Raw genomic sequence first — 14127 nt, 5'->3', positions numbered from 1 at the left:
GCCCCCAGAGGTGGACCCCTACCGCAACTCCCCAGCCGCGGCCCCAGATTCTGCGAGGTCCGCGTTGATCATAGCGTGCGGACTTCTGACGCGGTAGTGAGCGCCGCGACGGGCGGGTCAGCGCCGCGCGTACTCCTGGTAACGCCCGCCGAGGGCGCCCGCTGCCATACCGGCGCCACGCCACGCCGCCCGCGCTCCCCGGGCGCTGTGGCGGGGCGAGCGGGCCGCTTCGCCTGCGATCCATCGCGCGCCGCCGACGATGACGCGGGCCAGACCCCCCGCGAGCATCGTGATACGAGGCACGAGCCCTCGACTCAGCCCGAGCTCGGTCTGGGCCGAGGTCATTCCCACGCGGTACGCGCGCTGCAGAACCCACCGGCGGGTCAATCGCGCGGGGTCGACGATGTCGTAGACGAGTGCTGCCGGGCAGGAGGTGATCGTGCCGCCCGCGCGGACGAGCTGCTTGGTGAAGAAGATGTCCTCACCGCCGGACATCCCGAACCTCTCGTCGAAGCGCAAGCCGTGGGTGCGCACGAAGCGAAGATCGAGGAGCAGGTTGTTGGTCGCCGCCGCTGCCTGGGAGGCTCCGTCGTCGAAGTGAACGCGGCGGAAGAACCCACCCTCGACGATCCACTCGTCGGTGAACCCCGGCGGGAACGTCGTCTCGACGCGCCCCGACACGGCGGCGGCTCCGCTGTCCCGCCACCGAGCGATGAGCGTCTCGAGCCAGTCGGGCGACGGCAGTTCGTCGTCGTCGATGAAGATCAGCGCGTCCGCGTCGGCTGCTTCATCAAGAGCTCGGTTCCGCACGGCAGTCAGGCCGCGCGCCGGCTCCACGACATGGTCGACGCCATGCTCCCGGGCAACCGGCGCGGCCGTCGCGGCCGGATCGTTGTCGACGACGAGAATGCGCGCGCTGGTCGACTCCGCCTGAGGACGCAGCGCCGCGAGCAGAGCGGCCAGGGAATCCGGCCGTCGAAAGCTCGGGATCGCGACGACGACCTCGCTCATCGGCGCCTCCGGGTGTGAAGAGCCCGGCCGAACACTCTGACATGCGCCCTGCCGACGCCATCCCAGTCCCGCTGCGACAGGTCGGGTGTGCCGTGTGCCGCCCGTGCTTCTTCGAGGGCCAGGAGCAGCCGCGACGAGGTGAGCTCGTCGTCGTAGAGTCGCACCCATTCGGGGCCGACCTCGTCGGCGAGCGCCTCATTGACGGCGTTGCGCGGAACCAGGACAGGGCGATCGAGCGAGAGGGCCGCGAGCGCGCCGCCCGAATTGTGCATGAACCGGTACGGCAGAACGATCAGCTGCGACGTGGTGGCGATCTCGACCAGCTCGGCGTCGTCGAGGAAACGGAGGGTCGTCGTGATGCCGGGCACACGGGATGCCGCGTCCTCGACGACGCCGGCGAGCTCCGGGCTGCTCGGACGGCCGCCGATACGCAGGCTGACAGACGGTGCATCGGCGCGGGCCGTCTCGAATGCCTCGAGCAGCGTCTCGAGTCCCTTGTAGCGCCGGATGAGGCCGAAGTATCCGATCTGTCCCGGCACACGTTCGCCGCGCGGCAGGGCGGCGAACCAATCCCGGTAATGACCGTGGGGGATGAGCGTGGTACGACTGGCGTCGGGGGTCGTCGTCGTCGCGTTGAGCACGATCCAGTGATCCACACGCGCATCGAGAGCGAGCAGCAGCTTGCGCGTCGACGCGTCCACATCCGGCAGTTCGACGTTGTGCAGCGTGCGGACGACACCCGTCTTCGTGAGCGCGAGTTTCACAAGGAGCATGCGCATCAGGGCGCGCTTGCCCCACCGTTTCCAGGCGGCGTCGCCCTCGAGCATCACCTCGGGCCAGTGCAGGTGCAGCACGTCGAATCGGGTCGTGAGCGCCCCGCGCCACGAGAAGGTGACGTGTTCGATCGAGGGATCAGCGGCCAGAGCTTGGTCCAGCATCGTGATGTACGGGTTGGTCGTCGGGCGCGGCCGTTTGAACGACTGCATGACACGGGGTGCGCGCACCGGCATCGGATCTCCGAATTCCGCGGCTCCCCCGGCCGCAGGGTTCAGGGTACCGAACGTCGTGTCGCGCATTGCCTAGGGTGGGGCGGGGAAGGGGTCGATGTGACACTCGCACGCACCGCGCTCGTCGTCGTCTCGTACGGCTCCGCCGAGCTCGTCGAGCGGAATCTGGCGCCGCTCGCCGCGGACTGGGCCGACCTCGACGTCGTCATCGTCGATTGCTTCACGACGATGGATGAGCGGGACCGCGTCCGTGCGCTGTGTGAGCGACGGAACTGGACGGCCGTGCTGCTCGATGAGAATGCCGGCTTCGGCGGCGGCGTCAACCGCGGCGCCGCGACGGCGCTCGACCGAGGAGCCGATGTCATCCTCGTCCTCAACCCCGATGCCGTCATCTCCGCCGCCGCTGCGCGTGCTCTCCGCGACGCGGCCCGGGATTCGACCGGCCTCGTCGCCCCCGTGATCCGGCGTCCCGACGGGTCGCTGTGGTCTGAGGGGATCGACCTGTACTTGGACGACGGCACGATGGCGGGCATCCGTCACCGTGATCGTCACCGGGGTCGCCCCCGCATGACGTGGGTGTCCGGAGCGTGCTTTGCCCTGTCGCGTGCGCTGTGGGAGCGCATCGGCGGGTTCGACGAGGCCTATTTCCTCTACTGGGAGGACGTCGACCTCTCGCGCAGAGTCTGGGATGCCGGCGGGGATGTCCGCGTTCTGCCCGATGTCGAGGCGGTGCACGACGAAGGTGGAACGCACGAGGACAGCACGGCCGGGCGGGCGAAATCCGGGACGTACTACTACTACAACATCCGCAACCGACTGCTGTTCGCCAGGCTGCGTTTGGACCGCGCGACCGCCGAGCAGTGGCGTCGCACCGCGCTGCGCGCGGGCTGGCAGATCGTCCTCCAAGGCGGGCGCAAGCAGCTCGTCACGTCGGTGGCCCCGTGGCGCGAGCTGGCGAGGGGCCTTCGGGATGGACGGCGAGGCGTCTCCGGGCCCGCGCGGCGCTGACGTGGTCAGGCGTGACGGCGGATGACCTCGAAGATCGCTCCGGTCATCAGCTCTGAGGTGAACCGCTGTTCCACGCTTCGGCGACCGGCCTCGCTCATCGCCTGCGCGGCGGCGGGGTCATCGAGCAGCGTGAGCACGTTCGACGCGAGCGCGCCGGGGTCACCCGCAGGACTGAGCAGACCGGTTTCGCCGTCCGCGACGTAGTCGTCCATGCCCGGGGTCCGCGTGATCGCGACAGGGCGACCGGTCGCCATCGCCTCCAGAGACACCGTCATCCCTGAGACGTGCAGGTTCGGCCGGGTCGCGATGGCCATGACACTCGCCGATGCATAGAGCTCACGGAGTTCTCTGTGCGGAAGATGCCGGATCGTCTGGACTCCCTCCGGTGGCGCCAGTGTCGACGCCGTCTGCACGACGATCTCGGCGTCAGGCCGCGTGGCGTGCACGAGAGCGAGGGCTTCGAAGAGGGTCTCGGTGTCACGGTCACGGTCACCGCCGACACTCACCACGCGGGGTGTCCTCGGGTACGGCCGAGGGGCGAAGAAGGACTTGTCGATCCCGAACCTGACGTACTCGACCGGGATGCCCGGAAGCAGGCTGCGCAGTGGCTCGATCTGCGCGTCGCTGAGCACCCAGAGGGCATCGCATCGTGCGAGCATCGCCGGCATCCTGCCCAGATCGCGACCGCGAGCCGCCGCATCGGTCAGCCAGATCACCCCACTGACGTGACGGGTGTGCGGGTGGTTCGTCATCATGCGCAGCGCGGCGTTCTCGTCCCACGTGACCCCGATGGCGGTCTTGTCGGCCGGGCGCGAGAGGTGCAGGCGTGCTCGCGCGCGGTCGATGAGACGTGGCTCGGGCAGATCGATGCTGCGCACATCGGCCCCCGCCTGCAGTCCGTCCAAGCCGTAGGGCCAACGCCCCGGCACCTCGCCGGCTTCGTGTCTGCGCTGCCAGGTCGAGATCGACCGCTCAGCAGGGAAGCCGATGTCGATCAGTGTCCCGCGATCCTCCACCTGGCCCCCCGTCACTGTGAGCGAGCCTAGCGGGATGCCGGTCTGTCAAAATGGGCCTTCCGGCACAGCAGGGGGTTCGGCAGGATGAAGCTCGCTTCACGACGAGCCCGACTCTACGAGTCGGTGCGCACGGCCCATCTGGAGAGGGCCCGCGAACTCGCGCCCGCCGCCATCGTGTACCGCGTCCGCCGGTACGACTTCGACGAGTCGCTCGCGGAGGGACTCGAGATCGTGCACGCGACACCGATCCGCGCGGCATTGCTGTTGCGCCGGTCCCGGTTGGAAGCCCTCGAGATCAACGAGCCGCTCATGGCGTCGAGTCTTCCGGCATCGGCGTTGGCCGTCTTCGCCGTCACCTTCCTTCGTCGTGGCGATCGCCCGCGGATCGTCACATACGCCATCGGGAATACCGACCCCTTCGCCGCACCGTCGCCGTCGATCAAGCGCCGCGCGCGATGGATGGTCGAACGAGCGCTGGCGCGGTACGTCTGGAAGCACGTCGATGCGATCGCTTACGGCACCGAGGGCGCTCGGGATGTGTATCGGGCAGAACTGCCGCCGTCGCGCGCGATGCGTGAGGCACTCATCCCCGCGCTGCCCGCGCGCAGCGATCTGCCGCCGACCGATCGCGCGCAGCGAATCGCCTTCCTGGGGGCATTCGTCTCCCGTAAGGGGCTCCCTCTTCTTCTGCGCGCCTGGCCCCAGGTCGTTCACGAGCGCCCCGAAGCGACGCTCACACTCCTGGGCAAAGGAACGCTGATCGAGGATGTGCGCGTCTTCGCCGCGCAGCATCCGTCGGTCGAGCTTGTCGAAGACCCGCCGCGCAGCGAGATCCGCGACGTTCTCGTGAGGTCGCTGGTGCTCGTGCTCCCCTCGCAGCCGTCGCCGACCTGGCGGGAGCAAGTGGGCCTGCCTATCGTCGAGGCCCTCGAACAGGGATGCGCGATCGTCACCACGACAGAAACCGGTCTCGCGCCGTGGCTGGCCGCCCACGGTCATGCGGTCGTGCCCGGCGACGCCGATGCGGCCGGACTCGCCCGCGCTATCATCGAGCAGATCGACGCCGGGGACCGCTCGACATCGATCGTGGCGTCACTTCCGCCGAACGACGGTCGCCTCGAGGCGGACGCATGGATGTTCGCAGACGCCGACGAACCGGCGAGGGGAACCGGAACACATGCCTGAAAACTGGCGCGGCGCGTTGCGGCGTTTGAGTGGCGCCCAGAAGGGCCACGCGCGTGGAGCGCCCGCCTACTCGGTCTACGTCAACCGCAAGATCGGTCGCGTCCTCGCGGCCACGGCCTTCGTCTGGGGCTGGACGCCGAACGGTGTGACCGCGGTGAGCGCCCTCTTCACCTTCACCGGTATCGCGCTGCTCTGCCTCGTTCCCGTGTCGATCTGGCTCGGTGTCGTCGTCGCGCTCCTGCTGGCGCTCGGCTACGCCTGGGATTCGGCGGACGGACAGCTGGCACGGCTTCGCGGCGGTGGCAGCGTCGCCGGCGAGTGGCTGGATCACTTCGTCGACGCCCTGAAGATCGCCAGCCTCCACCTGGCGGTCGCGATCGGCTTGTTCCGCTTCACGGACATCGACCCCGTGTGGCTCCTGATCCCGCTCGGGTTCAGCGTCGTCGCCGTCGTGACCTTCTTCGGGATGCTGCTCAACGATCTGCTCAAGGGCAAGAACGACGTCGCGTCGACGCATGCTCGTGGCGGGGGCACCGCCCTGCGGTCTCTGCTGCTGGTGCCGACCGACTACGGGTTGCTGTGCCTCGTCTTCGTTCTGTGGGGCGCGCCGGTCGTCTTCCTCATTGTCTACGGCATCGTGGGGCTGCTGTGCGCAGGGTTCCTGGCGCTGGCCGCGGCGAAGTGGTTCCGCGAGATGCGCGCCATCGACGCCGCGAAGGTCACGGGACCTTCGTGAGCGCGGCCATGCGCGTCGCGATGTCGGCGCGGTAGCGACCGGGCGAGAACCGCTCGCCGGCCGACGCCGCCTCGATCTCGAGGGCGGGCTGCAGCTCTTGCCACCGCTCGACGGCGTCGATGATGGCGGCGGCGAGCGCCGGTGCATCGTCCGGAGTGAACCGCAGAGCCGTCGGGATGCCTGCTGTCGCTTCGCGCAACCCGCTCGTGTCGCTCACCAGCACGACGCGTGCCGCGAGCACGCCTTCGACCGCAGTGTTTCCGAACGGCTCGTCCAGGCGGGAGGGGATCACGACGATGTCGGCCGCATCGACATCCGCCCATACCTGCGGTCGGAAGCCGAGCAGCCGTACTCGCCCATCCAGGCCCAGCTCGGAGATACGCGCGCGCAGACGCTCGTCGAACCACTCGTAGCCGGTGTAGACGTCGCCGACCAGATCGAGCTCGAGCGGTCCCAGGCGGTCTGGCAGCAGGGCCAGGGCCTCGACGATGAGGTCGGGCCCTTTTCGAGGCGAGAGGCGCCCGATGTAGACGAGGCGGACGGGGTCGGCGAGCGTCGGGCGAGCGGGCGTTCGGGTCGCGGGCCCTGCCACGCCGTTGTAGATGACGTTCGCGCGGTCGGCCAGGCGCGGGAACACGCTGCGCAGCACGCCGAGGCTGAACTCGCTGTTGACGACGATGTCCTGTGCGAACAGTGCGGGCGCGTAGATCCCCGCCTTCACGACGCGTGACGCGGCCTGTTCTCCTTCGTGCAGGTGCACCAGGGCGGGGACGTGGCGCGATGCCGCCGCGAGCGGCCACAGAGGCAGGGTGACGGTGCTCACGTAGACGGCATCGGGGCGATGCCGACGCAGCAGTCGCCGGGCGCTGCGGAAGCCGCGGATCGCCGAGCCGACGAGGACGCCCCAGTTGCGTGGCCGCAGGAGGGACTTTCGCAGGACGAGCCCGGGAGCCACGACGACGGTTGCCCCCGCCTCTTCGAGGGTTGCCACCAGCGGGCCGGAATCATGGAGGACGACCACGACATGCGCGCCGGAGTCCAGCATGCCGATGACGCTTTCGACCATGACGCGGTCCGAGCCGTAAAGCTCCGCGCCGGGATGGACGACCAGGTAGCGCGGGCGTCCGCGCGGACGAAGACGCATCGCTCACCCCCTGCTCGCGACGTCAGACTCCGCAATCGTAGCCTCCGGGCGGCGACGGCTTCGCGGCCGAGTCACAGCGCGACGGCAGCGCCTTGGACCGACGGGCGGCTAATATCAGGGCTCGCGGCACCGATGATGGGCGTGCGACCCCGACGGTGCGCAGGGGGAGGGGCACATGTCCGACGAAGAGCAGGCCGCCACGCGCGGACCGGCCGACGTGTCATCTCGACGCCGGACGATCACCTGGGTCGCCGTGGCCGTGGGGGTCGTTCTGATCGTCGGGATCGTGATCGCCGTCGCGCTCATGCCCCGCGATTCGACAGCCGGCCCATCCCCGAGCGGCTCCGGCTCGCCGAGTGAATCGACGTCGGCTTCGCCCTCGGCATCCGTCACCCCGGGGTCGACCCCCGCACCGTCGGCCTCACAACCCGGCGGGAACGACGCCGATCCGTTCCCCGAACTGGCCCCGGTGGGGCCGACCGAGCAGGGCGACGCGGAGGGCATCTCCGCGTCGCTCGTGCGCTTCGAGAGCGTGACCGGCGAGGTCGTCGGCCCGGGCGACGTCGTCGCCGCAGCGGTGCGGGTGACGGTCGACATCACAAACAGGGGCAACCAGCCGCTGGATTTGAACCTCGTGGTGATGAACGCCTACATGGGCCCCGAGCGTGACCCGGCAGAGACCTATGAGCAACCCGGCGGCCTGCCGGTGAGCGGCTCGCTCGCGCCGGGTGACACGGCTACGGGCGTCTACCTCTTCCGCATCCCCGAGGACCGTCGCGATGACGTGACCTTCGTTCTGGACTACTACGCCGGTCAGCCTGCCATCACGTTCCGGGGTCCGATCCCATAGCAGAGGCTCTGACGGTTTGTCGAGAGTCTTGTGTCGCGCGATGTGCCCCCCCTACAGTGCCAACGTACTGGGGAAGAGCTCGTTTATCGCTGGGGTGAACGGGCAGGGGAATAAGGCCTGTCGTTGTCGACCGGTCTGCACTGCTCGCTTCAGCGAGCTGATGGGGAACAAGCCGTGGTTTTCACACCGGGCAGTATTCGAGTACCCGCGCCGCGCCGTCACGGTCACCCGTGGATGACGTCGGCGGTCGCGTTCGCAGCGACGGCCACCATGGTCGTCGGCGTATTGACGCTGACGACGGCGCCCGCGTCCGCAGACACGAACCCGCCCGAGGGGGTACCTGAGACGGTGACGTCGGTTCCGTTGCCGACGGCGCAGATCAACGGTGTCGCCTACGCACAGGCGATCGTTGGCGACAAGGTGTGGGTCGGCGGTGAGTTCACCAATGCCCGCCCGGCGGGTGCCGCGCGCAACGTGAACACGAGCCCGCGCGCGAACCTCATGGCCTACACCGTGAGCACGGGCGTCATGACCTCGTGGAATCCGGGTGCCAACGGCGGCATCCGAGCCATCGTGGCCTCGCCCGATGGGTCGCGCATCTACGTGGGCGGATCGTTCACGACGATCGCGGGCGCGAACCGCAACCGGATCGCCGCGTTCAGCAGCGCGACGGGCGCACTGCTGCCCTGGAACCCCGGCGCGAACCAAGTCGTGACCGACATCGCGACGGCGGGCAACACCGTCTGGCTGTCCGGCAATTTCACGAACGTGGCCGGAGGTTCGCGCTTGCGCGTCGCCGCCGTCAACGCCGACACCGCGGCGCTGCTCCCGTTCTCCGCCCGGCCCGTCGGCGGCAACGGCGTGCGTGCGATCGAGGTCAATTCGGATGGCTCGAAAGTCGTCATCGGCGGCTCCTTCGAATCCACCAATGGATCCACGAACCCGGGCCGCGGTCTGGCCGCGCTCAACGCCGTCGACGGCACGTCGATCGAGTGGAAGGTCAACAGCACGATCCGCAACGGCGGTCAGAACGCCGCGATCTACTCGCTCGCCTCTGACGGCGACAGCGTCTACGGCACGGGCTATGACTACTACGGCACCGAGGAAGACGGATTCGAGGGTGTCTTCCGCGCGAGCTGGACGGACGGCTCGATCGATTGGCTCCAGGACTGTCACGGAGACAGCTACGGCGTCGCGGTCGGTCACGGTGTGGTCTACAACGCCACGCATGCTCACTACTGCGGCAACATCGGCGGGTTCCCGCAGGCCGCGCCCAAGTGGACCTTCAACCACTCGCTGGCCTTCTCGAAGGATTACCTCGGCAACACCTTCGGTTCGGATCCGCACGGCTATCGCTCGTTCGTCGGGCAGCCCGCCGCAACCATGCTCCATTGGTACCCGACCTGGCAGGTCGGCGACTACACGGGCAAGCAGCAGGCCGGGTGGGATGTCGAAGCCAACGACGACTACGTCGTCTATGGCGGTGAGTTCCTGCGGGTGAACAACACCGCGCAGGAAGGACTCGTGCGTTTCGGAAAGACGTCAGCGGGAGCGGCCGCCGACGCGCCGCAGTTCACCGGCGCCGAGTGGCAGGTGAGCGCTCTTTCGCTCCGCAGGGGTGAGGTCCGCGTGTCATGGCCGGCGAACACCGACCGCGACAGCGAGACGTTGACCTACGAGCTCTTCCGTCAGGACAAGGGCGCGACGCCGATCTACTCGACCGAGCAGAAGTCGAACTTCTGGACCCGTCCCGACATGCGCTTCGTCGACACGCAGGTGGCGACGGGGGCGACCTACCAGTACCGGGTGCGCGCGACGGATGCGGAGGGCAACACCGCGACCAGCGCGTGGGGCTCGATCACCGCGTCCGACACCGCGGCCTCGGACTATGCGCTCGCCGTTCTCGATGACGGAGCGCGCCACTATTGGCCGCTCGGCGAGAACAGCGGCACCAACGCCATCAACTGGTCCGACGGTGCCGACCTGACGGTCAACACCGCGGTACGCGGTGTCTCGGGTCAGAACCTCGCGACCTCGAGCAAGGCCACCAGGTTCAGCGGTGCGGATGCATCGTATGCGGCGATGAAGGCCACCGAGCCGGGTTCTGACGTGTTGTCGATCGAGGCCTGGTTCAAGACCTCTTCGACCGCGGGCGGCAAGATCGTCGGCTTCGGCAATGCGTCGTCGGGCGGATCAGGCAGTTACGACCGCCACGTGTACCTCGACGGGTCAGGCAAAGTCACGTTCGGGGTGCACCCCGGCGGTGTGCGCACCATCGAAAGCGCTGCGGGCTACAACGACGATCAGTGGCACCACGTCGTGGCGACGCTGGGCGCCGACGGGATGACGCTGTACCTCGATGGAAAGCGCGTGTCCAACCGCGCTGACGTGACGTCAGGGCAGGGGTTCACGGGCCTCTGGCGTATCGGAGGAGACAGCCTCGGTGGCTGGCCTAATGTCGGGTCCCAATACCTTGACGGAACCATCTCTGACGTCGCGATCTACCCCGCAGTCCTGACTCGTTCCCAAGTGGATGAGCACTGGACGAAGTCGGGTCGCGCGTCGACGACCCCGGCGGCGCCGAGCGACTCCTATGGCAAATCGGTGTTCGACCTGGACCCGACGCTGTACTGGCGATTGGGTGACAGCGCCGGCCCGGCAGCGGCCGACTCCGGCCCGGACGGCATTACGGGGACGTACTTCGGAAACGTCACACGGGGCGTCTCGGGCGCGCTCGAAGGCGTGGCAGACTCCGCGGTGACGACGAACCCGAATGGTTCGGACCAGACGGGGATCGTGAGCGACGCGTCGTTTGCCGACCCGACGACCTTCTCGATCGAAAGCTGGTTCAAGACCGACTCGACGACGGGCGGAAAGATCGTCGGGTTCGGCAACTCCCGAACAGGCACGAGCAGTGCGTACGACCGTCACGTGTACATGTCCGGCGATGGTCGCGTGAAGTTCGGCGTCTGGACGGGTGAAGCGCGCGTCATAGAGAGCGCCGCGGGCTTCAACGACAACCAGTGGCACCATGTCGTAGCGCAGATGTCGGCGGGCGGCATGCGGCTCTTCCTCGACGGGCGACTGGTCTCGAGCGATCCCAATACGAGCGCACAGGGTTACGCGGGGTACTGGCGCGTGGGTGGCGACAGCAGTTGGGAGGGCGACGTCTATTGGCGCGGCTCGGTCGACGAGGTGGCGATCTACCCCATCGCGCTCACGCCGCGACAGGTCGAGGAGCACTTCGATCTGGGCGACACCGGCGTCATCAACGCCAACCCTGAAGCCAACTTCTCCAGCATCGCCGATGCCCTCTCGGTCTCGTTCGATGCCTCGTCATCGCTCGATGCCGAGGGTCCGATCGCGTCGTACGCGTGGAACTTCGGCGACGGTTCCACCGGCTCCGGACAGACCGTGGCGCACACCTTCGGGCACAGCGGTTCATGGGATGTCACGCTGACCGTCACAGATGCCCGCGGGGCGACCGGGACCATCACGCGGACGGTTACCGTCGCCGGCCCCAACGTGCCGCCGGTGTCGTCCTTCACCACATCGGTCACCCACCTCGCGGCGGCATTCGACGCTTCGCAGAGCTCCGACGTCGACGGCACGATCACCGGGTACTCCTGGGCGTTCGGCGACGGCAGCAGCGGCACCGGACCGAATCCGTCACACGATTACTCCGCGCCCGGGACCTACACGGTGTCGCTGACGGTGTCCGACGACAGAGGGGGATCGAGCCTCTCGCAGCAGAGCATCACGACGACGGCGGCACCGGGAACCCCTGCCGACGCATACGGGGCCGCCGTGTACAGCCAGTCTCCGACGATCTACTGGCGGCTCGATGAGACCTCGGGCGCCACGGTCCGGGATTCCGGCACGCAGGACAACCCGGGGACCTTCTATGGTGACGTCGAGCGGGGGGTCGCGGGCGCGCTCGCCGCAGACAACGCGGCGGTGACGCTGCGTCCGGACGGCGATCAGCAGACCGGCGTCTCCAGTGCGCGACGCTTCTCGAACCCGACGACTTTCGCGATCGAGGCGTGGTTCAAGACCGACTCCACGGTCGGCGGCAAGCTCGTGAGCTTCGGCAGCGCGCAGACCGGCACGAGCTCGAACCATGACCGCAACCTCTACATGACCGGCGATGGCCGCGTGAAGTTCGGCACATGGGTCGGTGAGATCCGGTCGGTGGAGAGCGGAGCAGGACTCAACGACAACGCGTGGCACCAGGTGGTGGCACAGCTGTCCTCCGGAGGCATGCAGCTCTTCATCGACGGCGAACTCGTCGCCACCAACGACAACACGCAAGCCGAAGTCAACAGCGGCTACTGGCGCGTCGGCGGCGACACCCCGTGGGAGGGCGCGACGTACTGGCAGGGCTCGATCGACGAGGTCGCCATCTACCCTGCTCCTCTGTCTGCCCAGCGCGCAGCAGATCACTACGAACTGGGCAGGAACGGGTTCGTGAACCAGCACCCGACGGCGAGTTTCACGAGCGCCCCGACGGATCTCGTGGTCACGTTCGATGCCGGCGGTTCGAGCGATCTCGACGGCCCGATCGCCTCGTACGCGTGGGACTTCGGCGACGGGGGCACGGGCACGGGCGCGGTCATCACGCACTCGTACACCGCTGCCGGAACGTATCAGGTGACGCTCGTCGTCACGGATGGTCAGGGGATGACCGATGAGGTGACCGGTCAGGTGACCGTGCTCGCGCCGAACGTGCTCCCGACGGCCTCCTTCACGAGCACGGTCGACACCGCGCTGGGTGTCACGGTCGACGGCAGAGCCAGCTCCGACCCGGACGGCTCGATCGTGTCGTACGCGTGGGACTTCGGCGACGGCCAGACAGCAACGGGCGCGACTGCTTCGCACACCTATGCGAACGAGGGCGTCTACACCGTGACGTTGATCGTGACCGACGACCGTGGCGGCGCCGCGACGATCTCTGCGCAAGTGACCGTGGCCCTGCCGCCCAACCACGCACCGACCGCTGCGTTCACGTCGCGCGTGACGGGCCTCGACATCGCGGTGGACGCATCCACCAGCACGGATTCCGACGGATCCATCGAGGGGTTCGCGTGGGACTTCGGCGACGGAAGCACGGCCACGGGCGTCGAGGCCGCGCACTCCTACGCAGAGGCGGGAACCTATACCGTCACGCTGACGGTCACCGATGACGACGGTGCAGCGAACCAGACGAGCGAACAGGTGGTCGTCGTTGCTCCGCCGACCACGAACGTGATCGCCAGGGATGCCTTCGAGCGCACGACGGCCAACGGCTGGGGAACCGCGGAACAAGGGGGCGCGTGGAGCGTGTCGCCCCTCGCCGGTCGGTTCGCTGTCACCGGTGGCGCGGGCGTGATGACGCTGTCGAGTGCGGTCACCCACCAGGCCAATCTGGCGGCGGTCAGCAGTTCCAGCACGCGCCTTGCCACCACGTTCTCGGTCGACAAGATCGCCAACGCGCAGTACATCTCGTTCGTCGGCCGTCAGGTCGGTGCCGAGCAGTACCTCTTGCGGGTGCGCATCGCCGCTGACGGGTCGGTGATCCTGCACGTCATGCGTGGTGGCACCGCGATCGGCGCGGCATACTCCGTGCCGGGGCTGACGATCGCGCCGAACAACACGTACAACGTCGTGTTCGAGGTGAAGGGCACGTCGCCGACGGCGCTGGCAGGCAAGATCTGGAGCGCAGGAACGCCCGAGCCGTCCGGATGGCAGGTAACGCGGACGGACTCTGCCGCGGGGCTGCAGTCCCCCGGTTCGGTGGCGGTGTCGAGTTACGTCTCGGCTGCGGCCAACGCGTTCCCGGTGAAGGTCTCCTTCGCCGAGGTGACCATGACAGATCCGACCGTTGCGGTTCCGCAGAATGTGGTGCCGGTGGCGGGGTTCTCGTCGGTGGTGTCGGGGTTGTCGGTGTCGGTGGATGGTTCGTCGTCGTCGGATGTTGATGGTTCGGTGGTGTCGTATGCGTGGGACTTCGGTGATGGTGGGACGGCCAGTGGGGTGTCGGCGTCGCATTCGTATGCGGTGTCGGGGACGTACACGGTGTCGTTGACGGTGACTGATGATGCGGGTGCGACGGGGGTGCGGTCGGAGCAGGTGACGGTGACGGCGCCGCCGGTGGTGCCGGGTGTGTTGGCTGCGGATGGGTTCGAGCGTGC

9 protein-coding genes are annotated in these 14127 nt (G+C 68.2%); 5 read left to right on the top strand and 4 right to left on the bottom strand.

The window, feature by feature from the left end; all coding sequences use genetic code 11:
- Positions 1-117 precede the first annotated feature (117 nt).
- A complete protein-coding gene (locus AC25Y0_RS07325) occupies positions 118-1011 on the bottom strand; it encodes a glycosyltransferase family 2 protein (RefSeq protein WP_488123797.1) in 894 nt (297 codons plus the stop codon).
- Positions 1008-2021, bottom strand: a complete 1014-nt coding sequence (locus AC25Y0_RS07320; RefSeq protein ID WP_488134454.1) for a glycosyltransferase — start codon at positions 2019-2021, stop codon at positions 1008-1010. Before AC25Y0_RS07320 ends, AC25Y0_RS07325 begins: the two co-directional genes overlap by 4 nt.
- 96 nt (positions 2022-2117) lie before the next feature.
- Here AC25Y0_RS07320 and AC25Y0_RS07315 point away from each other — a divergent pair, with 96 nt between their 5' ends.
- Positions 2118-3026, top strand: a complete 909-nt coding sequence (locus AC25Y0_RS07315) for a glycosyltransferase family 2 protein (protein ID WP_488123799.1) — start codon at positions 2118-2120, stop codon at positions 3024-3026.
- A gap of 5 nt (positions 3027-3031) precedes the next feature.
- Here AC25Y0_RS07315 and AC25Y0_RS07310 read toward each other — a convergent pair whose 3' ends face one another.
- Positions 3032-4057 (bottom strand): glycosyltransferase family 4 protein, encoded by a 1026-nt coding sequence (locus tag AC25Y0_RS07310; protein WP_488123800.1) that lies wholly within the window; start codon positions 4055-4057, stop codon positions 3032-3034.
- A gap of 69 nt (positions 4058-4126) precedes the next feature.
- On the opposite strand from AC25Y0_RS07310, the gene AC25Y0_RS07305 reads away from it, so the two are divergent.
- Positions 4127-5227, top strand: a complete 1101-nt coding sequence (locus tag AC25Y0_RS07305) for a glycosyltransferase (RefSeq protein WP_488134453.1) — start codon at positions 4127-4129, stop codon at positions 5225-5227.
- Positions 5220-5963 carry a CDP-alcohol phosphatidyltransferase family protein gene (locus AC25Y0_RS07300; RefSeq protein ID WP_488123802.1) on the top strand — a complete coding sequence of 248 codons (744 nt, stop codon included), beginning with the start codon at positions 5220-5222 and terminating at the stop codon, positions 5961-5963. The genes AC25Y0_RS07305 and AC25Y0_RS07300 overlap by 8 nt, the downstream gene beginning before the upstream one ends.
- Here AC25Y0_RS07300 and AC25Y0_RS07295 read toward each other — a convergent pair.
- Complete coding sequence (locus AC25Y0_RS07295) at positions 5947-7107, bottom strand: glycosyltransferase (protein WP_488134452.1); 1161 nt, start codon at positions 7105-7107, stop codon at positions 5947-5949. The two genes, AC25Y0_RS07300 and AC25Y0_RS07295, sit on opposite strands and share 17 nt — an antisense overlap.
- A gap of 175 nt (positions 7108-7282) precedes the next feature.
- Between AC25Y0_RS07295 and AC25Y0_RS07290 the strand changes: the two genes are divergently transcribed.
- Both AC25Y0_RS07290 and AC25Y0_RS07285 read left to right on the top strand, forming a co-directional pair.
- Positions 7283-7957 carry a hypothetical protein gene (locus AC25Y0_RS07290; protein WP_488134451.1) on the top strand — a complete coding sequence of 225 codons (675 nt, stop codon included), beginning with the start codon at positions 7283-7285 and terminating at the stop codon, positions 7955-7957.
- 174 nt (positions 7958-8131) lie between these two features.
- Positions 8132-14127, top strand: a 5996-nt coding sequence (locus tag AC25Y0_RS07285; protein ID WP_488134450.1) for a PKD domain-containing protein, incomplete at its 3' end; no start/stop codon positions are given.

This window comes from Microbacterium sp. Y547, assembly GCF_057669785.1.
Note: the sequence above shows the minus strand (reverse complement) of the source record. Positions and strands in the feature narration are given on the sequence as shown.

Bases quoted from the DNA above. Each gene is read 5' to 3' on its own strand.
- AC25Y0_RS07325 (WP_488123797.1), bottom strand. From the start codon at position 1,011: ATGAGCGAGGTCGTCGTCGCGATCCCGAGCTTTCGACGGCCGGATTCC.
- AC25Y0_RS07320 (WP_488134454.1), bottom strand. From the start codon at position 2,021: ATGCCGGTGCGCGCACCCCGTGTCATGCAGTCGTTCAAACGGCCGCGC.
- AC25Y0_RS07305 (WP_488134453.1), top strand. From the start codon at position 4,127: ATGAAGCTCGCTTCACGACGAGCCCGACTCTACGAGTCGGTGCGCACG.
- AC25Y0_RS07300 (WP_488123802.1), top strand. From the start codon at position 5,220: ATGCCTGAAAACTGGCGCGGCGCGTTGCGGCGTTTGAGTGGCGCCCAG.
- AC25Y0_RS07295 (WP_488134452.1), bottom strand. From the start codon at position 7,107: ATGCGTCTTCGTCCGCGCGGACGCCCGCGCTACCTGGTCGTCCATCCC.
- AC25Y0_RS07290 (WP_488134451.1), top strand. From the start codon at position 7,283: ATGTCCGACGAAGAGCAGGCCGCCACGCGCGGACCGGCCGACGTGTCA.